The sequence below is a fragment of the Mucilaginibacter sp. AK015 genome, assembly GCF_014200785.1.
Classification (GTDB): Bacteria; Bacteroidota; Bacteroidia; order Sphingobacteriales; family Sphingobacteriaceae; genus Mucilaginibacter.
Map to the genome: position 1 here is coordinate 357,213 of NZ_JACHCV010000004.1, position 23,631 is coordinate 380,843.

At 45.7% G+C, this 23,631-nt stretch carries 20 protein-coding genes; 7 read left to right on the forward strand and 13 right to left on the reverse strand.

What is annotated here, in order from left to right; genetic code table 11:
- Nucleotides 1–2 precede the first annotated feature (2 nt).
- From radA to HDC91_RS16520, 5 genes are all read right to left on the reverse strand, one after another.
- Nucleotides 3–1,448 carry a DNA repair protein RadA gene (gene radA, locus HDC91_RS16500; RefSeq protein ID WP_183554037.1) on the reverse strand — a complete coding sequence of 482 codons (1,446 nt, stop codon included), beginning with the start codon at nucleotides 1,446–1,448 and terminating at the stop codon, nucleotides 3–5.
- Between the two features lie 90 nt (nucleotides 1,449–1,538).
- A complete protein-coding gene (locus HDC91_RS16505; protein WP_183554039.1) occupies nucleotides 1,539–1,874 on the reverse strand; it encodes a DUF4359 domain-containing protein in 336 nt (111 codons plus the stop codon).
- Nucleotides 1,875–1,980: 106 nt separating this feature from the next.
- Nucleotides 1,981–3,531, reverse strand: coding sequence for an Rne/Rng family ribonuclease (locus HDC91_RS16510; RefSeq protein ID WP_162430018.1), 1,551 nt, complete (start codon nucleotides 3,529–3,531; stop codon nucleotides 1,981–1,983).
- Nucleotides 3,532–3,757: 226 nt separating this feature from the next.
- On the reverse strand, nucleotides 3,758–4,609 hold the full coding sequence (locus tag HDC91_RS16515) for a tetratricopeptide repeat protein (RefSeq protein ID WP_183554041.1): 852 nt from the start codon (nucleotides 4,607–4,609) through the stop codon (nucleotides 3,758–3,760).
- Nucleotides 4,610–4,614: 5 nt separating this feature from the next.
- Nucleotides 4,615–4,917, reverse strand: coding sequence for an HU family DNA-binding protein (locus tag HDC91_RS16520; RefSeq protein WP_162430020.1), 303 nt, complete (start codon nucleotides 4,915–4,917; stop codon nucleotides 4,615–4,617).
- A 174-nt stretch (nucleotides 4,918–5,091) separates the two neighbouring features.
- Between HDC91_RS16520 and mutY the strand changes: the two genes are divergently transcribed.
- Complete coding sequence (mutY, locus tag HDC91_RS16525) at nucleotides 5,092–6,135, forward strand: A/G-specific adenine glycosylase (RefSeq protein ID WP_183554043.1); 1,044 nt, start codon at nucleotides 5,092–5,094, stop codon at nucleotides 6,133–6,135.
- Nucleotides 6,136–6,158: 23 nt separating this feature from the next.
- Complete coding sequence (locus HDC91_RS16530; RefSeq protein WP_238395302.1) at nucleotides 6,159–6,581, forward strand: single-stranded DNA-binding protein; 423 nt, start codon at nucleotides 6,159–6,161, stop codon at nucleotides 6,579–6,581.
- 146 nt (nucleotides 6,582–6,727) lie between these two features.
- Here HDC91_RS16530 and HDC91_RS16535 read toward each other — a convergent pair whose 3' ends face one another.
- The gene (locus HDC91_RS16535; RefSeq protein WP_255476762.1) at nucleotides 6,728–8,950 is read right to left on the reverse strand and encodes a S9 family peptidase; all 2,223 of its coding nucleotides are present in this window, start codon (nucleotides 8,948–8,950) and stop codon (nucleotides 6,728–6,730) included.
- A 103-nt stretch (nucleotides 8,951–9,053) separates the two neighbouring features.
- Here HDC91_RS16535 and HDC91_RS16540 point away from each other — a divergent pair, with 103 nt between their 5' ends.
- Nucleotides 9,054–10,589 carry a serine hydrolase gene (locus HDC91_RS16540; RefSeq protein WP_183554045.1) on the forward strand — a complete coding sequence of 512 codons (1,536 nt, stop codon included), beginning with the start codon at nucleotides 9,054–9,056 and terminating at the stop codon, nucleotides 10,587–10,589.
- A 67-nt stretch (nucleotides 10,590–10,656) separates the two neighbouring features.
- Here the strand turns inward: HDC91_RS16540 and HDC91_RS16545 are convergent, their stop codons facing one another.
- From HDC91_RS16545 to HDC91_RS16575, 7 genes are all read right to left on the reverse strand, one after another.
- On the reverse strand, nucleotides 10,657–10,830 hold the full coding sequence (locus HDC91_RS16545; RefSeq protein WP_255476763.1) for a hypothetical protein: 174 nt from the start codon (nucleotides 10,828–10,830) through the stop codon (nucleotides 10,657–10,659).
- 112 nt (nucleotides 10,831–10,942) lie between these two features.
- A complete protein-coding gene (locus HDC91_RS16550; protein ID WP_183554047.1) occupies nucleotides 10,943–11,572 on the reverse strand; it encodes a hypothetical protein in 630 nt (209 codons plus the stop codon).
- 39 nt (nucleotides 11,573–11,611) lie between these two features.
- Nucleotides 11,612–12,919, reverse strand: coding sequence for an amidohydrolase (locus HDC91_RS16555; protein WP_183554049.1), 1,308 nt, complete (start codon nucleotides 12,917–12,919; stop codon nucleotides 11,612–11,614).
- Nucleotides 12,920–12,978: 59 nt separating this feature from the next.
- Entirely contained in the window at nucleotides 12,979–13,488 is a 510-nt protein-coding gene (locus HDC91_RS16560; protein ID WP_183554051.1) for an FKBP-type peptidyl-prolyl cis-trans isomerase, read from the reverse strand.
- A 37-nt stretch (nucleotides 13,489–13,525) separates the two neighbouring features.
- Nucleotides 13,526–13,996 (reverse strand): FKBP-type peptidyl-prolyl cis-trans isomerase, encoded by a 471-nt coding sequence (locus HDC91_RS16565; protein WP_183554053.1) that lies wholly within the window; start codon nucleotides 13,994–13,996, stop codon nucleotides 13,526–13,528.
- Between the two features lie 19 nt (nucleotides 13,997–14,015).
- Entirely contained in the window at nucleotides 14,016–15,770 is a 1,755-nt protein-coding gene (aspS, locus tag HDC91_RS16570; protein ID WP_183554055.1) for an aspartate--tRNA ligase, read from the reverse strand.
- 148 nt (nucleotides 15,771–15,918) lie between these two features.
- Nucleotides 15,919–17,166, reverse strand: a complete 1,248-nt coding sequence (locus tag HDC91_RS16575; RefSeq protein ID WP_183554057.1) for an FISUMP domain-containing protein — start codon at nucleotides 17,164–17,166, stop codon at nucleotides 15,919–15,921.
- Between the two features lie 442 nt (nucleotides 17,167–17,608).
- Between HDC91_RS16575 and HDC91_RS16580 the strand changes: the two genes are divergently transcribed.
- The 4 genes from HDC91_RS16580 to pafA all read left to right on the forward strand — a co-directional run bounded on the left by HDC91_RS16580 (nucleotide 17,609) and on the right by pafA (nucleotide 23,602).
- Nucleotides 17,609–20,074 (forward strand): TonB-dependent receptor, encoded by a 2,466-nt coding sequence (locus HDC91_RS16580; protein ID WP_255476764.1) that lies wholly within the window; start codon nucleotides 17,609–17,611, stop codon nucleotides 20,072–20,074.
- Between the two features lie 4 nt (nucleotides 20,075–20,078).
- Complete coding sequence (pnuC, locus tag HDC91_RS16585; protein ID WP_183554059.1) at nucleotides 20,079–20,750, forward strand: nicotinamide riboside transporter PnuC; 672 nt, start codon at nucleotides 20,079–20,081, stop codon at nucleotides 20,748–20,750.
- A gap of 1 nt (nucleotide 20,751) precedes the next feature.
- Nucleotides 20,752–21,837 (forward strand): acyl-CoA dehydrogenase, encoded by a 1,086-nt coding sequence (locus tag HDC91_RS16590; RefSeq protein ID WP_183554061.1) that lies wholly within the window; start codon nucleotides 20,752–20,754, stop codon nucleotides 21,835–21,837.
- An 88-nt stretch (nucleotides 21,838–21,925) separates the two neighbouring features.
- Nucleotides 21,926–23,602, forward strand: a complete 1,677-nt coding sequence (pafA, locus tag HDC91_RS16595; RefSeq protein ID WP_183554063.1) for an alkaline phosphatase PafA — start codon at nucleotides 21,926–21,928, stop codon at nucleotides 23,600–23,602.
- The last annotated feature ends 29 nt before the right edge of the window (nucleotides 23,603–23,631 follow it).

The window sequence follows — 23,631 nt, forward strand, 5'->3', positions numbered from 1 at the left end:
CCTTAACCAAACAGCAACCCAAATACCTCTTCAATACGCCCCACAACTTTCACATCAATCGTATAGCGGGAAAGGTCGAGCCGCTTTTTGTCCTTGGCGGCAGTGGGCATATTGTATTTAGAAATAAATATCTGGTCGAACCCCAATTTCTGTGCCTCGGCTATACGCTGCTCTACTCTATTTACCGCCCTTATTTCGCCGGACAGGCCAATCTCGCCGGCAAAGCAGGTTTTAGCCGGGATAGGAATATCCTCATGCGATGATATAATAGCAGCGGCCAGGCCCAGGTCAATGGCCGGGTCTTCCACCCGGATACCCCCGGTAATATTCAGGAAAACATCCTGTGCGCCAAGCTTGAACCCGCAACGTTTTTCCAGCACTGCCAGGAGCATGCTCATCCGTTTGGTATCAAAGCCCGTTGCGGTGCGTTGTGGCGTGCCGTATGCCGATGTGCTTACCAACGCCTGGGTTTCTATCAGCATGGGCCTCATGCCCTCTAAAGTGGCCGATATGGTGACGCCGCTTAAAGGCTCGTCGCGTTGTGATAATAAGATCTCGGACGGGTTTGATACTTCGCGCAGCCCTTCGCCCAGCATTTCGTAAATGCCCAGTTCGGATGAGGAGCCAAATCGGTTCTTGATAGTGCGCAAAATGCGGTATACGTGGTGGCGGTCGCCCTCAAACTGCAGCACAGTATCTACCATGTGTTCCAATATTTTTGGCCCGGCTATCATCCCATCTTTGGTGATGTGGCCAATTAAAAAAACCGGGGTAGATGTTTCCTTAGCAAAACGCAGCAGTTCTGCCGTACATTCCCGCACCTGCGATACGCTTCCGGGTGTCGACTCCACATGCGATGAATGCAGCGTCTGGATAGAATCGATCACCAAAATATCCGGCTGCAGTTCTTCTATCTGCTTAAATATGTTTTGGGTGGATGTTTCAGTAAGGATGTAGCAGCCCTTGTTTATTTCGTCCCGATGGCTATCGGGATTCGGACTTCGGATTTCGGATTTTTCACTGGCGAGACGCTCCGCCCGCATTTTTATCTGGTGGTCGCTTTCCTCGCCCGATACATACAGCACCTTCACGTTTGGCATGTTCAGGGCAAGCTGCAGCATCAGCGTCGATTTACCAATGCCCGGCTCGCCGCCTATCAGCACCAGCGAACCCGCAACAATGCCGCCGCCCAAAACCCGGTTAAACTCCTTATCGGGCGTTAGCAGGCGATGCTCTTCCTTAAAGGTGATATCAGTCACTTCAACCGGCTTATTAGCCCGCTGCGACGAGGCGGGGCTGCTTTTCCAGTTTGGCACCGATGCGCTCGATTTCTCTAAGATTTCTTCAACAAAAGTATTCCATTGCTGGCAGCTTGGGCATTTACCCAGCCATTTAGGCGATTCGTAGCCACAGCTCTGGCAAAAATATGCGATCTTGGTTTTAGCCATTGTTTGTTGATGTGCAGATATGAGTAGTGCAAATATGCGGATAATTTGCCAATAATATTAGCATTTGGGCGTCGTAAGATATTTATAGCTTTAGCGTCCCGCTTTAGCTAATTCATTTATTTTTCCAAAAGTAAACACATTGCCAAATATCCCTATTCCTACCACGCTTGATTCACCTTGCCAAGTGGCTTTGGTGAGCGAAAAAACCAGATAATTATCGCTACTTACTATTGTATCTATCACACGTTCTAAAAATGCAGTGCCAATCATCAAGCTAAGCGCACCCTCATTACGGACATTTTTCTGAATGTATTCGTTAAGCTTTTGTTTAATAGCGTCCCTGTGCTGTGATTGATTTGGGTTGGTAAATACTGCGGCAATAAATACCAGGATAATAACAATAAAAATAATTTGGCCTCTTTTCATATGGATTTAGGTTTAATGCTGTAAACTATAAAATATTTTTCAAACAAAAAGAGCGGAAGTAATTCAACATCCGCTCTTTTCTTATCTGCAAATTTAAAATCTGCACCTACAATTTTATCTCCTCATCCTTACTCGAGAAAAACCTGAACTCGGTTATCTGGTAGGCGGGGTTACTTTTAACCTTTATCCACTGGCCATATTTAAAGTACCATTTCATCTGGCGGTTAAACACCCCTTTTTTGATGTAAGCTTCGATGTACGGGTGTACACAAAGTGTAATATTTTTCTCGTTTTGCTCGGTAAGGATGTAATTGAAGTTTGTTTCAATATCATCTATCAGCAATACGGTTGGCCTGATGGTACCTGTGCCGCCGCAAGCGGGGCAAACCTCGCTGGTAACAATATTCATCTCGGGCCTTACACGCTGGCGTGTAATTTGTATCAGCCCAAATTTACTTGGCGGTAATATGGTGTGCTTGGCACGGTCGTCGGCCATTTGTGCCTTCAGGTAATCAAAAAGCTCTTTACGGTTGGTAGGCTTGTGCATATCGATAAAATCGACAACCACTATACCGCCCATATCGCGCAGGCGCAGCTGGCGGGCTATCTCTTTAGCCGCCTCTTTATTTACCTGGTAGGCGTTCTCTTCCTGGTTCTCTTTATTAGCCGTACGATTACCGCTGTTTACGTCAATAACGTGCAGGGCCTCGGTATGTTCAATAACCAGGTAAGCGCCGCCGGCAAGATTAACCGTTTTGCCGAAGGTCGATTTTATCTGCTTCTCGACACCGTGATGCTCAAAAATAGGCTCCTTGTGCTTATGAAGGCGTACAATGCCTTCCAGGTCTGGAGATATCTCGTGTATATACGACCGCACTTCCTCATACATACTCTGCTCGTTCACATAAATATGCTGAAAATCGGGGTTAAGGATATCCCGCAGGATAGTTGATGTACGGCCAATTTCGCCCAGCACCTTTTTAGATGGCTCGGTACCGTGAAGCTTGGTTACAAAGGTTTCCCATTTAGATATCAGGTCCAACAGGTCCTTCTGCAATTCCTGCACCCCTTTACCTTCAGATACGGTACGTATAATAACGCCGAAATGCTTTGGCTTAATGCTTTCAACCACCTTACGCAGGCGGTTGCGTTCGGTATTGCTCTTTATTTTTTTTGAGATAGATATTACCTCAGAAAAAGGCACCAAAACAACATACCGCCCCGCTATCGACAGGTCGGAACTTAAGCGTGGGCCTTTTGTAGAAATCGGCTCCTTGGCAATTTGTACGGGTACAAGCAAGCTTTTTGATAAAACATCCGAGATCTTGCCCCCTTTGTTTATATCAGCTTCCGGCTTAAAATTATCTAAAAGTTTCGATTGGTATCCACCGCTACGTACTTGTTTGGTAAGCTTAAGCAGGCTTTGCACCTGCGGCCCCAAATCAAGATAATGCAAAAAGGCATCCTTCTCGTAACCAACATCCACAAAGGCAGCATTAAGGCTGGGCATAATTTTTTTAATGCGGCCCAGGTAAATATCGCCAACAGTATAATTGTTAGTGATCTGCTCTTTATGGAGTTCTACAAGTTGTTTGTCCTGTAATAGTGCAATAGTAGCCCCGTTGGGGGATGAATCGATAATTAATTCTTTTATCAACTGCTACTCCATTTCTTAAAACGGCGCATAATTGCGCCGCAAGTTAATAAGTGGGTAAAATACACACATAAAAACCCCGCTAAGCGGGGTATAACCTGCTTTACAGCAGCTTATTTTTTCTTATGTCTGTTTTTTCTTAAACGCTTTTTGCGTTTGTGGGTAGCCATTTTATGTCTCTTACGTTTTTTACCGCTTGGCATAGTAATAATTTTTAAATGTGATTAATTTATTTCTTTAATTCCTTTATATACTCGTCTATGCGCTGGCCCGCAACCGGGTCGCCCATTAAATCTTTGCATTTTTGGTAAGCTGCAATTGCTTCCTGTTTTTTGCCTAACTGTTTATAGCTTTCCGCCAAATAAAAATAAGGCTCAACTTCTTCTTTTTGCGCTATAAGGGTTTTAAACCTGTCAACCGCTTTTTCATACTGCCCGCTTTTCATAGCAAACATGCCCAGGTTTAGCACGGCATCATGATTTTTGGGGTCTTTTTTAACCACCTCAAGCAAAAGCGCTATCCCCTGCATTGGCATTGCGCCGCCATTTACATAAGCAACACCAAGGCCCGTTTTTGCCTCAAGGCTGGCCGGCTGTAATTTGGTAGCGTGGTCAAAGGCCTCAACAGCGTTTGCTACGTAAGCGGCCTGTGCCGCCGTATCTGTTGATACCCTGTAAGCCGCGTTAAAACGGTTACCCGCGTTTAACCAATCTTGCATTTGGTTGCTGCTATGCGCAACATCCAGGTAATAGAAGGCAGCCGGTGCGGGCTGTGTAGCGCTGTCCCAAGCTTGGGCTAATTGCCTTTCCAGAGTAACTTTATCGGCCTGGCCGGCGGTTTTTAGCTTGCCCTCAAGCGTGGTGATCTCCTGCGACAGGGCAGCGTCGATATTGGGTTTAGCCAGTGCCGACACCGAAGCCGCGTTTATATTAGCATTGGCTTTTGCCATTGGCGCAGCGCCTGCGGCAGCATTGCCCCGGGTTGCCTCTGCCTGTTTGGTTAAACCCTTAACCGGTAACGAATACAAATAGCCCATAATAGCAATTACTGCTACGCCTACAACTATTTGTTTAACTTTCATACTTATTATTTGCTTGTTTTAGCTGCTTTGTTACCGCTTCGTACTTTTTCAACAAAAGTTTTAGCCGGTTTAAAGCTTGGCACAAAGTGCTCGGGGATAATGATGGCAGTATTTTTTGAGATGTTACGGGCTGTTTTTTTTGCTCTCTTTTTTACAACAAAGCTTCCGAAACCTCTAACATAAACGTTTTCGCCGCCAACCATCGAGGTTTTAACCACTTTGAAAAACGCCTCAACAGTTTCCTGCACGTCCACTTTTTCTATTCCTGTTTTAGATGAGATTTCAGCTATTATTTCTGCCTTGGTCATATCCTGTTTTCTTTTATTTAAATGTATAAATACTTAACTGTTTTGGGGTTGCAAAAGTATCGCTTTATAATTAAAGAATAAAATAAATAGAAGATTTTTTTTGCAGGGGCGCTGCAACCGCATTTTTTGCCGGAAATTATGATACAGAGATGATATGGTGTTACTTTGCAATTAATGGATATTTCGGCGCAACTAATAGCCTGGTACAACGATAATAAACGCGACCTGCCATGGCGCAAAACAACGGATGCTTATATTATCTGGCTATCCGAAATTATACTTCAGCAAACCCGAGTAGAACAGGGCTTGCCCTATTTTTACCGTTTTGTTGAAAAGTACCCAACCGTAACAGCCTTTGCAGCAGCGCACGAAGATGAGATATTAAAGTTATGGCAGGGTCTCGGTTACTACTCGCGTGGCCGCAATATGTTAAAAACCGCTCAATTGGTACAGCAGCAGCACAACGGCATATTCCCGGTTAGATACGAAGAACTGATAAAGTTAAAAGGGATAGGTGAATATACCGCGGCAGCTATATCATCGTTTTCGAGCAATGAGGCGAGGGCCGTGGTTGATGGTAATGTATACCGTGTGCTGGCGCGATATTTTGGGATTGACGAGCCAATAAATTCACCAAAGGGAAAGAAGATGTTTCAGCAAATAGCCGATGATGTGCTTGATAAGGCCCGCCCCGCGCTGCATAACCAGGCCATGATGGAATTTGGAGCGATGCTTTGCAAGCCCCGCAACCCCGCTTGCGGCGTGTGCCCGGTTAGGTTAGGCTGCGTTGCTTTTAAAACAAATGCAACCGTGTATTTGCCGGTAAAACTCAAAACAGTTAAAGTACGCACGCGATATTTTAACTATTTGTTAATAACCGATGGGAAGGTTATCCTGATGAATAAGCGCGACGAACGCGATATATGGGCAAATATGTATGATCTGCCGCTTATTGAAACCGCCGGGTTATTGGACCCGCTTGAATTGCTGCGCCTGCCCCAGGCAAAAGTTTTTGGTGATAATATTATTTTAAAGGATAATTCGGCTATAATCAAACACGTTTTAACACACCAACAATTATTTATCCGGTTTTTGGTTTTAGAGAAATTTCCTGATAAATTGGAAAAGGGCTGGTTTTATACCGATGTAGATAACATTAAAAATTTAGCGCTCCCGAAAGCTATTTTTATATTTATAAAATATTTTTTTAATTTCTAAATAATTCTCCGTTAATTTAGGCCATGTCTGGAATTAACAAAGTAATACTGGTAGGGCATTTAGGAAAAGACCCCGAAGTACGGCATTTAGAAGGCGGCGTTGCTGTAGCAAGTTTCCCATTAGCAACTTCGGAAACATTTAACAAGGATGGCCGCAAAGTAGAGCAAACCGAATGGCACAATATAGTTATGTGGCGGGGCCTTGCCGACGTGGCCGCTAAGTTTTTACAAAAAGGCAAACTGGTTTATATTGAAGGAAAATTGCGTACCCGGTCGTTCGAGGATAAAGAGGGGATCAAAAAGTACACTACCGAGGTAGTTGCTGAAAATTTTACCATGCTGGGCCGCAAAACCGATTTTGAAAGCGAGAATGCTCAGCGCCCGGTTTTAAAAACAGCCGACACCGACGGCTACCGCAACAACGATGCAGACGACCTTCCATTTTAACCAATTATAAATTTGATTTAATATAAAAGCCCCGCCAGTGTAACCGCGGGGCTTTTCCTTTTGCCTCACCCAAACCCTCTCCAAAGGAGAGGGCTTTAAGAGGCCGTTTTATCTCCCTCTCCTTTGGAGAGGGCCGGGGAGAGGCCTTACCGTGCTCCCGGAGCGCAGTGTTCCCTTAAATAATTGGTGTACAGTGTGCGTAAATGCATCCCGGTACCCGGCCCCTCTGATATGCTGTGGGTACGGTTTGGATACAGCATCAGCTGAAATTGCTTGTTGTATTTTACCAGTTCGTTAATCAACAGTTCGGCGTTCTGATAATGAACGTTGTCGTCCCCGGTGCCGTGGATGTACAATAAATTACCTTTTAGGTTTTTGGCATAGGTAATAGGCGATCCTTTTAAATAAGCCGCCCGTCCTTCGGCATCAACAGGTACGCCTGTATAGCGTTCCTGGTAAATATTGTCGTATGATAACTGGTTACCTACTGCAGCAATAGCAATGCCTGTTTTAAAAATTTCGGGATATTGGAACATCAGGTTCAGGGTTGATGATCCGCCGCCGCTCCATCCCCAAACCGCCACCCGCGAAGTATCGAGATATGAGCGCTCTTTCAGCAACTGCTTGGTGCCCATTGCCAGGTCGCGGATGTTTAGCGTGCCGATGCCTTTGTAGATAGATTTACGCCACTCGCGCCCCTTTGGTACAGGTGTGCCGCGGTTATCTATCGACATGTAGATGTAACCATCCTTAGCCATATTGCCGGTATACATAAAGTTATAGCTGCTACCGTTTTCGTCCTTTACATTCTGGCCCCAGGGCTCACCGTATACGTATAAAACCACCGGGTACTTTTTAGTGGCATCAAAGTTATCAGGCTTTACCATCCAGCCGTCCATCTCAACACCATCTTCTGTTTTTACCTTAAAAAACTCAACGTTCGATTGTGCTTTGTTAGCAGCCGATGCGGCTACAGCTTTTGCTGCTTTTTCAGATCCGTCAAAAGTTTTATGCTCCGGCAGCGAAACCACTTCGTTAACGGCCTCGGTGTAGTAGTTAGAGAAGCTATGGGTAGCCGCCTTCCCGTTGGGCGATACATCATAATCGTGGGTGCCCGGCTGGTTCATGGGCGTTAAACGCTCGGCCTTACCACTGCCATCAAGTTTGGTACGATATAGGTATTTCTGCGTAGCATTATCCGGCGAAGACGAAAAATATACATACCCCGATTTTTCATCAATTGCGTTTATCTGCATTACGTCGTAGTTGCCCTTGGTAACCAGGGTTTCCTTCTTACCATCGTGGCTTATGCGGTATAAATGTCTCCAACCGTCTTTTTCGCTTGCCCATAAAAAGTCGGCGCCGTTTTTAAACCAGTCCCAACCGCCATAGTAATAGTGCTCTTCCCACTCGGGTAAAATATCTATCCATGCCGCATCTTTCTCCTGGTAAATGGTTTTTGATTTGCCACTTGGTACGTTACACAGCATTACCTCTGTTTGGTTTTGCGCTCTGTTAAGGTGCTGAATGATCAGTTCTGTATTGTTAGCGGCCCACTCCATCCGCGGAACGTACGATTGCAAAACAGGGTCGGTGGGAATATCCATCCATTTGGTTGCGCCGCCGGCAACGCTTACCACCCCTATTTTGAAAGGTGATGGCGGCTCGCCGGCTACCGGGTACTCAACCGGTTTTACATAGGGGTATATCGAATCGGTTGTGTTTAGCATCAGGTAATTCTTTGTTTTACTGGCGTCTATCTGCCAGTAAGCTATCTGGTTACCATCCGGGCTCCAGCGAAAGCCATCGCGGCAAAAAAACTCTTCCTCGTAAGCCCAGTCAAACGTGCCGTTGATCAATTTTTCGGTACCATCCGTAGTTAATTGTTTAACATTACCATCGGCAAGGGTTTCCACATAAATATTGTGCCCGCTTACATAAGCAACCTTACTTGCATCGGCCGAAAATTTGGCAAACATCAGCGATGACGCCGGCAGGTCTGAGCCCAGTTTAGTTAGTTTTTTGACGGCGAAGTCATATACCCAGTAATCGCCGCGGGTAGCATAACGCCATACTTTTTTAGCGTTAGTGTACAGTAAAACCTTTTGCCCGTCGTTTGACAGATAGAAGTTACGTACCGCGATGGGCTTTTGCCCTTGCGGGGTAAGCATCTCTTTGTTTACCAAAACGGATTTTTTGTTGGCGTCGCGTGCATCAAGCACAACAATTTCGCCGCTTTGAACTTTATAATACTGGTAGCCATCTTTTGCCCAGTGGGTTGATGGTATTTGTGCCATAACGGCGGTTTGTGCCAGCGTACAAAGCATAAACGCAATGGCAAACAACCCAGAACGGTAATATTTACTCATGAATAATTTGATTTGATTATTGTCCTCTTAATTTATTAAATAAATAATGCTGCTGTAAATTTTGCGTTAAATTAGCATTTTAAAGCCCTTGATATAACATCCTATGAAAAAATTATACATCCTGCTTATATGCCTGATGGTAGTTGTGACCGCTAATGCACAAACTGTTGACAGGAGTAAGTTTATTACGGACAGCCTTGATAATTATATAAATAAGGCGCTTACCAATTGGCGTATTCCGGGCGCGGCCGTTTGTATTGTTAAGGATGGCAAAATTGTGCTGATGAAGGGCTATGGCGTGAAAGAACTTGGCCTGCCCAACAAGGTAGATGTAAACACGCTGTTTATGATAGGCAGTAATACCAAGGCCTTTACCGCCACTGCCCTGGCTATGCTGCAGGCCGAAAAAAAACTATCACTTGATGAAAAGGTAACCAAATACATACCCGAATTTAAGCTGGAAAATAAGGCCGCGGGCGATATGGCTATTGTAAAAGACCTGCTTTGCCACCGGCTGGGCTTCCGTACGTTTCAGGGCGATTTTACTTTTTATAACACCAACTTAAGCCGCCACGAGGTAATAGAAAAACTGGGTAAGATGAAAGCCACCTATCCCTTTCGTACTACGTGGGGGTATACCAACTCAGCATTTTTAACGGCGGGGGAAATCATCCCGCGGGTTACCGGCAACCAATGGGAGGTGTTTTTAAAAGACAATATTTTTACCCCCCTGGGCATGACAAACACCCTGGCCTTAACAGCTGATATGCCCAAAGCGCTAAACCGCACGGCGCCACACACGCTTGTTGACGGCCGCCTTACCGCCATCCCATACTGTAATACCGACGGATTGGCACCGGCAGCCAGCATCTGTTCGTCTGTAAATGATATGAGCCAATGGGTAATGGCTTTGCTGAATAACGGCAAGGCTGGCAATAAGCAGGTGATACCTGCATCGGCCATAGCGGCAACGAGACAGCCGCAGGATGTAGTAGGCAATGTTAACCATTTGAACGGCGATAGCGGCTTTCAGCTTTACGGGCTGGGATGGTTTATACAGGACTATGCCGGGCGCCGTATAATTATGCACGATGGAGGCGTAAGCGGGTATGTATCATCGGTAACGCTGGTACCTAAAGAGAACCTGGGCATTATCATCCTGACCAATACGGACCAGAACGCCCTTTACGAAGCCCTGCGCTGGGATATTATGGACGCATACTTTAAAAACAATGATTACCATTATAACGATGTGTACCTGGCCAGTAACAAACGCAATACCGACGCGGAACTGGCGGCCGATAAAAAACTGCGAGACAGCACGCTCTTAAACCTCAAGCCGGCGTTATCGGCAAATAAATATACCGGCAAGTACGTAAACGATTTTTACGGCAGCCTTGAAATAACCCGCGGCGAAAACGGCAACGACCTGGAGATACGCTTTGAGCACCACCCCAAAATGTACGCTAAGCTACAGCCGCTTGGCGGCAACCGTTTTTACGTAACCTTTTCCGATCCTGTGTTTGGCAAAGCCATATTCACTTTTACAGTTAGGGAAGGTAAGGTAACGGGGCTACGGGTGAAGGTAGCCGACTTTGTGGAGTACAACGCTTACGATTTCAGGAAGGTGGAGCGGTAAGTTGTGTTAACGGCTTTCTCGTTTAACACATCTGAACGCCAAACGGGCTATGTTACGCCTGTATATATTATAGCCATTCGCCCAGTGCAGCGTTTAACATCTCAATAAGCTCGGGGTCATTAAAGCGATAGTCGTCAGGTATGTTTAACACAACAAGCTGTTTGCTATTGGAGGCAAATCGCTGCTTTACCAGGTCGCGGTGTTTATTTTCCATCACAAATACCACATCCGCCCAGTCCATTAACTTTTGGTTGAGCCGGATACGTGCTTTGTCGCTTGTGCCGGCGCTGCGGGCGCTATGTAACTGGTGGCCCTTAAAGAGCAACTCCGCCGTGGGGCTGCGCCACTGGTTTTTACTGCAGATTAGTAGTAGGGTGGGAAAGGGAAGAAAACTTTTCGTAATTAATGAGTTTTTTTATTATGTCAAATTTCTCTGGGTTAAATTTCGGCACTTCAATATTAATTGGCCATTCCAAGACTTCGTTAGATAAAAAATCAATAATTGATTTAGCAAATACTATTAAGGAGTTTACGTCTTGATACTGAATTTCAATTTCTTCTGAATGTTTTCTATTTAAATCTGTATGCGCGTAAACTTTATCTCTATAATATTTCAATAATTGAATTTGCCCTTTATACTCTGCAAATGTAATTTCCCATTCTTGAATTTTTTCAGTCATCTTTGCATTTTCCCCAAAATCACCGCTTTTCATTTGAAAAATCAATGTTGTGAAATCTTTTAACTCATTATTCGACTTTTTCGGCGGAATTGTCTTATTAATATTGATATTGCCTTCGATTTTCGGTTTAAAAATCTTTGCTAATTCTACACAAGTTTCTTTCCATAATGCTATTTTAAATAAATCAAACACATGCGAATTGCTCAGATAAAGACGTTCATCTTCTGTCGCGGGGTATTCAAGATACCTTGAATAGTCAAATGTTTCTTCTATTAACGCAACATGATTATATAAAAATTTCAAATGGCTATGTAAACTTACTTTGTCTGAATACTCTATAAACTATTTGCCCCTCCCGTTCATATAATCCAACGTTAAATTACACAGCGCTTTAACACCGAGGGTAAAGCCGCTTTCATCCAGGTAAAAATCGGGCGTATGGTGCGATGGCGCTGTTATGCTATTGCCGCCTTTTGGCATGCCGCCCAAAAAAAAGAATATACCGGGCACTTTTTGCTGGTAAAAGCTAAAATCTTCGGCCCCGGTTACCGGCGGGCGCAGCAATACATTCTCTTTGCCGGCGGTAGCTTCCAGCGTGGGCAGCATTTTGGCAGTAAGGGCGACGTCATTAAAGGTAACGGGATATTTATTACTGAACGGGATCAGCACCTCGGCAGTTGCGCCGTATGCTTCGGCCGTTTTGGTGGCTATGCGTTTTACATTTTCGGTTATCAGTTTTTCATCCGCTTCGGTAAAATAGCGTACGGTGCCCTGCATCTTCACGCTTTCGGGAATAATATTGAAGCGGGAGCCGCCATTGATCAAGCCGATGGTTACCACTGCGGGGTTTTCGGTAACGTTTATGTTCCGGCTTACGATGCTTTGCAAACTACTGATAATTTGTGCCGAAACCACTATCGGGTCAACGCTGCTCCAGGGATAGGCCCCGTGTGCCGAGCGGCCTTTTACGGTTATTTGAAGGTCTTTTACACCGGCCATGGTGCCGCCCGGGCGGTAAACAATCTTTCCAACCTCGGTTTGCGAATTGATATGCAGGCCAAAAATCACATCAACCTTTGGGTTTTCCATCACCCCTTGCTTTACCATTTCTTCGGCACCTCCCTTTTCGCCAACCGGGGCACCCTCTTCGGCCGGCTGAAAAATGAATTTTACGGTGCCGTGCAAGTCCTTCTTCATCGAAGACAGCACTTCGGCTACCCCCATCAATATCGCCATGTGCGAATCGTGGCCGCAGGCATGCATTACGCCAACTTCCTGCCCGTTATACTGTGCTTTTACTTTTGAAGCGAAGGGCTGGTTTACACGCTCGGTAACCGGCAGCCCGTCCATATCTGCACGCAATGCAACCACGGGGCCCGGCAGGTCGCCTTTTAAAACACCTACCACACCGGTAGTGGCAATACCGGTTTGTACCGCTATGCCTAACGATTGCAGGTGTTTGGCAATAATAGCCGATGTGCGCACTTCACGGTTGCCCAATTCCGGGTGTTCGTGAAAGTCGCGCCGCCAGGCTATTACTTTATCCTGCAAGGCATCGGCTTTAGCACTTACTGCTTTTTTTAACGTAGGATTTTGTGCTGCACCTGATAAAACGGACAGGCAAAAAAGAAGGGTTAAAAGCTTTTTCATTACTGCGGTTTAGTGCAGTAAGATAAGCTTTTAACCCTAAAATTTAAAGGATAGTATTTTTATATAGGATCAACAGATGGGGTATGACCATCCACCGATTTTATAGTAATTGTAAATACTAAAACCGTATTGGCTGGAAGCGGACCGTTAGCATACGGGCCATAACCCAGGGCAGAAGGAATGATCAATAATATCTTACCGCCGTTTTTTATTTTAGGGACACCGATCTTCCAACCCGCAATAATGTTTTGAGAAAGCTTGAGCGAGAAATCATCGCGGGCGTCAAATGTGGCACCGCTAAGGGTTTTACCGGTATAGCTTACCACAAGCTGAGAGTTTTCGGTTATCGGATCGCCCGAACCTTCTGCCAATACCTGATAATAAAGTTCAGGGTGATTAAGGTCTTTAACAGCGGTGATATCGGTATGCGCGCTTAAGTAGGCAACAATAGCATCATCATCGGTTTTTGCCTGCACCGCCGGGTCAACTATAGGCTCGGGTTCGCTGTTTTTTGAGCACGAGGCTAATCCTATAACCAACACGCTTAGTATAAAGAAATATTTTTTCATAATTATTAAAGTTAACGATTAAATTTCAAATATATTACTAACTAATTCCCAGAATATCAATGGTAAATACTAACACCGAATTTGCAGGGATCTTTACACCAGACGCCTTATTGCCATACGCAAGCGCCGAGGGCACAATAAGCAAAATGCGCCCGCCTGCCTTTGCATGCAATAACCCGAGTTTCCAACCCTTGATAATGTTGCCGCTTAAATCTACCGATAAGCCGGTGCCCGTGTCAAATTGGGTGCCATCTAATAATTTACCAAAGTAATTTACAGTAACAGTACTTGTAGCTGTGGCAGTTGGGCCTGTGCCTTCGGTAATTACCTGGTAGTATATGCCGTTGGCATCTTTGGTGGCATTAATGTCGGGGTGTGCGGTTAAATAAGCTTGTATCGCCGTTTCATCCTTAGCGGCTTGCGCGTTGGCATCAAACGCCGCCTCGTCCTTTTTGCACGATGCAAAAGCAAGCAGAACCAAGCTTAGTATCAGGAAATGTTTTTTCATAATATAGATACGTGTAAAGTTACGACGGCGATACAGTCGTTTTGATTTTTAATTCGCTCAGTTGCGCATCGGCAATGGTTGATGGCGAATCGATCATCACATCGCGGCCAGAATTGTTTTTAGGGAAAGCGATAACGTCGCGGATCGAATCTAATCCTGCGAAGATAGACGTAAGCCTGTCGAACCCAAAAGCGATACCACCGTGTGGAGGTGCACCATATTCAAAGGCATCCATTAAAAAGCCAAATTGTTTTTGCGCTTCCTCGGGCGAAAAGCCAAGGCGTTTAAACATCAGCGATTGCAATTCCCTGTCGTGGATACGGATAGAACCGCCACCAATTTCAGTGCCGTTGATAACCAGGTCGTATGCGTTGGCGCGTACGTTCTTAGGGTCGGTATCCAGCAATGCAATATCCTCGGGTTTTGGCGAAGTGAACGGGTGGTGCATGGCGTGGTAGCGCTCTGTTTCCTCATCCCACTCCAGCAGCGGAAAATCAAGCACCCAAAGCGGCGCGAACTTATTTTTATCGCGCAGACCTAAACGTCCGCCAACCTCAAGGCGTAATTCGTTCAACTGTTTACGCACTTTATCGGTTTCGCCGGCTAAAATTAAGATCAGGTCACCCGTCTCGGTTTCAAAAGCGGCGCTCCATTTGGCCAGTTCTTCTTCGTTGTAAAATTTATCTACCGATGATTTAAGCGTGCCGTCTTCATTATGGCGGGCATATATCAAGCCTGTAGCGCCAATTTGCGGGCGTTTCATCCACTCGGTAAGCTCGTCGATCTGTTTACGCGTGTAGTTAGCACAGCCTTTGGCGTTGATACCCACAACCAGCTCAGCATTATCAAAAATGCTGAAACCTTTGCCTTTAACCACATCGTTCAGTTCCACAAACTGCATCCCAAAGCGGGTATCCGGTTTATCAGAACCATACAAACGCATGGCATCGGCATATTGCATGCGCGGGAAATCCCCAAGCTCCAAGCCTTTAACAGTGCGGAACAGGTGGCGGGTAAGTCCTTCAAATATATTCAGGATATCTTCCTGGGTGATGAACGACATCTCGCAGTCTATCTGTGTAAACTCCGGCTGCCGGTCGGCACGCAGGTCCTCGTCCCTAAAGCACTTTACGATCTGGAAGTAACGGTCGAAACCGCTCACCATCAGCAATTGCTTAAAGGTTTGTGGCGATTGCGGCAGGGCGTAAAACTCGCCCGGGTTCATGCGGCTTGGCACCACAAAATCGCGTGCCCCTTCGGGGGTGGATTTAATCAGTACCGGGGTTTCCACCTCAATAAAATCCAGCCCGTCTAAATATTTGCGTATCTCCTGCGCCATTTTATGGCGAAGGACCAGGTTGTTACGAATAGGGTTGCGGCGCAGATCAAGGTAACGGTATTTGGCGCGTAATTCTTCGCCGCCATCAGTTTCATCCTCTATCAAAAACGGCGGGATCTTGGCCGCGTTCAAAATTTCAAGCGCGGTAACGGCGATCTCAATTTCGCCGGTTGGTATTTTTGTATTTTTATTAGAACGCTCCAGTACGGTGCCTGTTACTTTTATAACAAACTCGCGGCCCAGTTGCTTACCGGCTTCACGCAGGCTGGCATCGGTATCGGTATTTAAAACCAGTTGGGTTAAACCATAACGGTCGCGCACATCTATAAATGTGGTGCCCCCCAGGTCGCGCGATTTTTGCACCCAGCCGCACAGGGTTACCGTTTCGCTTAAATTGCTGATATTTAATTGCCCGCAGGTGTGTGTTCTAAGCATAGTTCCTTCTGTTAAAAGGTTGCAAAAGTACTGTTTTGAGGCGAAAGGTAAAAGCACGTGATATAACTATCTTCTACGTTAAAAATCTACACATTCCACAAAGAGCATAGTGCCAGTATAAAAATTTTAATATTGTTAATTATAGCTGTCAATTTATCTTAATACAACGAACAGAGAAGCCTGCCATACCTCCCTTATTGGCGCTTCCGCCGGCTAGTTCAGTATCAAAACTTAAAACAGCGGTATACGACGATGTAGCGTCTGACCAAAAAATTGTAGTTGAACCTATGCCGTAATAGACCCCAGAGCGGTATCCGGCTGGCAAGCCCGTAAAGCCGCTACTGTTGGTTGCGCCTGTATTTGGCGACCTCCAATGCGCTGTTCCAGCTTCTTTCATTTTACCGCCAGAAATATTTGTTGTGCCCAAGTATTGATAAAGCGCTTTCCAATCGGCATCTGTTGGCACGCGCCAGCCAACCGGACAAATATTTCTGGTATCTTTTACAGCATTAAAATTATATAGGCGTCCATAAATTTCAGCGAGACTATTATTATTATCATAGTTACAGTAAGCCCCTTGATTGGTTTGCGGCCAGTCATTATCATCCGTAATATTAGGGATAGCATCCCCATTTCTGTAGTGAGTAACTTTTAAATTTGTCACAAGCCATACCTGATTTCCAATATTTACAGTTTTGTATATGTTACCATCAATGTCAATTACATCTGTTACTACCTTTACTTCGTCACTATATGAAATACCGGCAGCGTTGATAGCATAAGCACGTATATAATAGGTGGTATTGGGAGTCAGATTTTTAAAGGTATAGTTCATAGGATCTGTGTCGAGGGACTCTATGCTTTTTATATCGTTAATTGTGGGGATTGGTGTTTTTGCCAGGCAAAATCCCTTACTAATTATATCATTCCCTTCTTTTGATTCTACACTCCCTTTTACGGTTATCTCATTGGTTGTACTACTAACAAGCGGGTCAATTGAAACTGTTGCATGGGCAAGCGTAGTAAATGACACCCGCTGGCCATATGATACCCCGGAGGCATTCATAGCATAAGCTCTTACATAATAGGTGGTGTTTTCTTTTAAGCCTGTAAGCTGGCTATTAAAGCTGCTTGCGCCACTCCCTTCAGACTTCTTACTATCTGAAATAGTAGGTAGCCCCGATTCGGCCCAACAAATACCTTTGTCAGAAACTTCAGAGGGCCCACTTTTTATATTTTCAGCGCCGGATATAGCTGTAGAAGTAGTTACAGATGTTACTTCTTTTGTTGTTAAGGTAGGTGTAGGCTTTTTATCACCATCCTTTTTACACGCATTGGCAAATAACACAAGCGCAATTGCAGATACAAGGGATAATGTTTGGTATATATGTTTCATGCTGCATAGATACAAAATATAAGCAACCAGATTAACTATCCTCACTTCAAAATATAATAATTTTACACGCGCTATGATGTGGTAATACGCTTTAAATCCAGCTCGCTAAAGCGCACTTCATTACATTATTATTACCGTCGCAAACAATTATTTATCATATTTTCAAACCAAATCCTATATTTGCCACATAATTCTCAAGGGGTGCCTTGCTTTGAGCAATCAAAACTGAAAGACAGGCTGAGATCAAACCCATTATTTGAGTACAAAGTCTAAAGCTTTAAGTCTTAAGTCGAAAAATCGGCTTCGGACTAAGAACTTACGACTAACGACTTAAATATGCACCTGATCCGGGTAATGCCGGCGTAGGGAGAGGTAACAAGTTAAGTGTACTGCCATTGTACCCTGGTGAGCAGATGGTTTAACTAATTTATTGTTCAACAAATTGAAAAACTTATTTGCGGCGCTGAGCGCCCTGCTGCTGCCTGTCCTGGCATCGGCCCAATTTTCCATCAGCGGAAAAGTAACCAATCAAGCCGGCGAAGCTTTGCCCGGCGCAACCGTAACCATTACCAGCCCGGCCATTAACACACAAGCCGATGTAAAAGGTAATTATCAGATTGCTGATCTTTCAAATGGCACCTACACCATTAAGGCCACTTATGTCGGCTATCAAACCACCACGCAAACTATTACTTTAAACGGCAGCCGGATAATTAACTTCGCTCTTACCAACACTACGTTTAGCGCCGAAGAGGTTACGGTAACGGCCACCCGCGCGGGCAAAAACTCGCCAACGGCTTTTACCAACCTCAGCAAAAAAGACCTGCAGAAAAACAATTTCGGGCAGGACCTGCCGTACATGCTTGCCCAAACACCCTCGGTAGTGGTAAGCTCTGATGGCGGCACGGGCATTGGCTACACCGGCATCCGCATCCGCGGCAGCGACGGTACACGGGTGAACGTCACCATTAATGGTATTCCGTTAAACGATGCCGAAAGCCAGGGCTCGTTCTTTGTGAACCTGCCCGATCTTACGTCATCAGTAAACAACATACAGGTGCAACGCGGCGTGGGTACATCAACCAACGGCGCGGGTGCTTTCGGCGGCAGCATCAATATACAAACCGCTACCCGCCGCGATACCGGCTATGCGGATATCGGCACAACCGTCGGGTCGTATAATACCATGAAAAACACGGTAAGCCTGGGCACAGGTTTATTGGGCGGGCATTTTAGTGTGGATGGCCGCTTGTCGAGGATCAAGTCTGACGGGTATATCGACAGGGCGTCGTCAAGCCTGCGGTCGTTTTTCCTGACCGGGGCTTACTATGGCAAAAACAGCACGTTAAGGCTTAACGTGTTCTCGGGTATCGAGCGCACCTACCAGGCGTGGAACGGTGTGCCCGATTATATTATCGGCGATGATACCCGCAAAGATAACCGCACCTATAACGAACTGGGTTTGATGACCGACGGTACTTTTTATAAAGACCAGGTAGACAACTATCAGCAAAACCACTACCAGTTACTGTACGATCAAAAACTGTCGGACAAGCTATCCTTTAGCGGTGCCCTGCATTATACAAAAGGGTTTGGTTATTACGAGGAATATAAGAATGATGCTGATGTTGCCGACTATAATCTGACGCCTATGATTATCGGAGGCACAGCCATTACCAGTACCGACCTGGTGCGCCGCCTTTGGCTGAATAATGATTTTTATGGCATAACCTATGCCTTAAAATACCAGGCACAAAGCAACCTCAATTTTACTTTGGGCGGCGCTTATAACCGTTATAGCGGCGCGCACTACGGCAATATTATTTATACCAAACAAAGCGCGGGCATACCGCCAAATTACGAGTATTACCGCGATGATGCCGATAAGAACGACTTCAACATTTTTGGTCGCGGCGAATATAAAGTGGGCAACACAACCCTCTTTGCCGATATGCAGTACCGCAGGGTTTACTATTCCTTTTTAGGGTTCGACAGGAACCTGAACAACGTGCAGCAGAATGCCACGCTGAACTTTTTTAACCCCAAGGCCGGCATCACTTACGAGTTTGATGAACATAACAATATTTATGCTTCCATAGCGGTGGGTAACCATGAACCAAACCGTAACGACTATACCGAAAGCACCCCCGCAAGTAGGCCCAAAGCCGAAAATCTGAAGGATTTTGAGGCCGGTTACCGCACCAGTGGCGATGTATTTAAAGGCGGTATCAACCTGTTTTACATGCTGTATAAAAACCAGCTGATATTAACCGGGGCTTTAAACGACGTTGGCGGAGCCACACGCATTAACGTTGATAACAGCTACCGAGCGGGTATCGAGCTCGACGGACGACTAAACATTACCCGACAATTAAGCTGGGCGGCTAATGCCACCCTGAGCACCAATAAAATTAAAGATCTGGATATTGCCCTGGCCAGCTACGATGACGACTATAACCCGCTTGCCCCGGTTACGCAATCATTTAAAAAAACAGATATCGCCTACTCGCCCTCGTTGATCGTGGGGAGCGAGATCGCTTATTCGCCGGTAAAAAATGGCAGCATTGCCTTTATCAGCAAATACGTAAGCAAGCAATACCTGGATAATACCGGGAATATTAACCCGGTGGGTTACAGCACCTCGCCCGATGTTGCCAATAACCCATACGCGGTTAACCGGTTGCTAAAAGCGTACTTTGTAAATGATGTAAGGCTAAGCTACAACATTCATACACAGGCTATCAAAAACATAAACCTCGGCTTGCTTGTAAACAACGTTTTCAGCAAGAAATACGAGGCTAACGGCGCTACCTACCCCGAAGTGGATAGCGGGACACTGGTTAACTATAATTACTTTTTCCCGCAGGCAACGCGCAATTTCCTGGCATCGGTAACTTTTAGTTTTTAGGCCGATGCAGCACTGGATAGACCTGTTGCTGGAGCAGATAAAAGCGACAACCTGGCTGGAATGGACCGCGGTGATTTTGGGTGTGGCCGAAGTGATACTGGCAAAGGCAAACAAAGTGTGGCTGTACCCAACGGGTATAGCCGCCACTTTAATTTCTATTTACCTGCTACTGAATGCTACCCTGTATGCCGAATGCCTTTTGAGCGGCTATTATGTGGTAATGAGCGTTTACGGCTGGTACCACTGGATAAAAAAACGGGACCAGCCCCCCGTAAAGGTAAGCTACGCCACACGGCACGAATGGATAACAACGCTGCTTATTGTATTTGTTGGGTGGGGCATATTATCCCTGGTGCTGGTTAACTTTACCCCTTCGACCGTACCTGTCTGGGATTCGTGGGTATCATCAACAGCATGGGCGGGTATGTGGCTTTTGGCCAGGCGCAAGGTGGAAAATTGGATATTGCTAAACATAAGCAACCTGTTTGCTATACCACTGTTGTATCATAAAAATCTGGCCATGTTCGCGCTGCTTACGATTATCCTGTTCATAGTAGCGGTATTTGGTTATTTTGATTGGCGAAAGATGGCGCAACCCCCTAAACCCCTGAAGGGGGAAGAGAATTTAACAACTTTAAAAACCGCGCCGCCAACTGGTGGAGGTTGGGAGGCTTAGTATGGAACATCCATCGACGTTATTAAAAACAGACTGGGTTAAAATCATCCGGCAGTATGCACCGGAGGCAGAACGGTTGGGCAAGTTGCATCCGGCACAATTGCAGCTTATTTATGAGCAGCAGTGGTTTAACTTGTTGGCACCACACCGGTATGGTGGCGCGGAAACACCGTTGCCGCAACTCGTCAAAATGGAAGAAGCGTTGGCCTGGGCCGATGGCAGCCTGGGTTGGGTGATAACCCTTTGCTGCGGTGCAGGCTGGTTCGGCGGATTTATGGAGCCGGCCATCGCGCGACAGATCTATAGCGATAAACGCGTGTGCCTGGCGGGTAGTGGGGCGGCCACTGGCACCGCCACCATTACCGGCGACGGGTACATTATAAACGGCAGCTGGAAATATGCCAGCGGCGTGCACCATGCCACCTATATTACGGTTAATTGTGATATTTTGAATGACGGTAGCCCCGTGCTGAATAAAGACGGGACACCTTTGATATTACCATTTGTACTGGATAGGAAAGATGTAACGCTACAGCCCCGCTGGAAATATATGGGCATGATTGCTACGGGCAGCGACGCTTATATGGTAAATGATTTACGGGTTGATAAAGCCCGTTGTTTTAAAATAGACCCAGAAGCCACTGTAATAGATGCCCCATTGTATACTTACCCGTTTTTGCAACTGGCCGAAGCTACGCTGGCGGCAAATCTTTCGGGCATGGCCATTCATTTTATGGATCTGTGTGCTTCTGCTTTTGAAAGCCGGATCAACAATATCCGCAGGATAAAACCGGAAAATGTGGCGGTAATGAATGAGATGATGCGATATGCGATAGGATTGCACGACCAGGCGCGCGCCACATTTTTTTCAGCCGTTGAAAATTCCTGGAACGACCCAAAAAATGAAGAAAACATGGCTGCTGTAAGCAGCACAAGCCGCGTTCTGGCTAACATATCCCGTAAATGTGTGGATGAATTATATCCTTACTGCGGGCTGCAGGCGGCATCGGCCGATAGCGAGATAAACCGGGCCTGGCGGGACCTGCACACTGCCAGCCAACACAGTTTACTCACTTTTCTTAATTAATTTTAGCTTTGCTTTTTAATTAAGTAACATAAATATCACATGGTTTAAATACTGCAATGGTGATATTTGCCCATTAAACTCATCTGTTATGAAGATAAAAATACTGCTTACCTTAACGTTATCCGCCGCCGTTTTTGGTGTGTGGGGGCAAAACAAAAAACATCATACCAATGCGGCAAAATCGCCGGTAATTGCAAATAGTATGCTGCCCCGCCCTAAGCTGATGGTGGGTATTGTGGTTGACCAAATGCGATGGGATTACCTTTATCGTTTTTACGACAGGTACCAGACCGGTGGGTTTAAACGCATGCTCAACGAAGGTTTTACTTGCGAAAACACGCTGATACCTTATATACCAACAGTTACTGCCATTGGGCATAGCTCTATTTACACAGGTTCGGTCCCGGCTATACACGGCATAGCCGGTAATGATTTTATTGTACAGGCCACCGGCAAATCAATGTACTGCACAGATGATAGTACGGCACGATCAGTCGGCAGCGATTCAAAGGCGGGCAGGATGTCGCCACGCAATTTGTTGGTAAGCACCGTTACCGATGAACTAAGGTTAGCTACTAACTTCCGTTCAAAAGTTATCGGCATAGCATTAAAAGACCGTGGTGGTATTTTGCCGGCAGGCCACGCGGCAAATGCGGCTTATTGGTTTGACGATGCTAACGGGGCGTGGATAAGCAGCACGTATTATATGACCGACCTGCCTTCCTGGGTAAAAACTTTTAACGCCGGCAAGCCGGCTGAAAGATATTTAAAACAGGATTGGAACACACTTTATCCGATAGATACCTATGTGCAAAGCGCGCCCGATAACAGCCCAAAATATGAGGGTAAGTTTTCAGGCGCTGCGGCCCCTGTATTTCCTATAAAAACATCAGAACTGTACAAGGGTAAGGCCGGGATGATCCGCTCTACACCTTACGGCAATAGTATGACACTCGATTTGGCCAAAGCCGCTATCGAAAATGAAAAGCTGGGCGCAGGCACGGTTACCGACTTCCTGGCGGTAAGTCTTTCGTCAACAGATTACGTTGGGCACCAATTTGGCCCAAACTCCGTGGAAGTTGAAGATACCTACCTGCGCCTGGATAAAGACCTGGCCGCTTTTTTTACTTATTTAGATGGCAAATTGGGTAAAGGAAACTATACCGTTTTTTTGAGTGCTGACCATGGCGCTGCTCATAACCCTAATTTTTTAACGGACCATAATATCCCGGCAGGAGTTTGGAACGGCAACGACCTGCAAACGCGCTTAAACAAAATGTTAGAGGATAAATATAAAGTTAAAGGCGTAATACTAAACCTGGGCAATTACCAGGTGAATTTTAACAATACAATTGTCAAGACAGAAAAGTTGAATACGGATGCTCTAAAGTTCGACTGTATTCAGTTTTTGCAACAGGAGCCACAAATTGCTCACGCCATAGATATGGAGCGCGTACAGACCGCTACCATACCCGATGAACTTAGAACACGCATCCAAAACGGGTATAATTCTGAGCGCAGCGGATCTATTCAGATCATTTTGAAACCCGGATGGTTCAGCGGCGGGCAAACAGGTACAACCCATGGTTCCTGGAACCCGTATGATGCGCATATACCATTAGTATTTATGGGCTGGGGAATTAAACATGGCAGCCTCACGCGCGAAACGCATATGACAGATATTGCGCCAACCGTTGCCCAGCTATTACATATACAGGCACCCGACGGAAATGTAGGTACCGCTATTGGAGAGGTGTTAAAGTAAGATAATAAATTGCCCGGCCGATATTAACT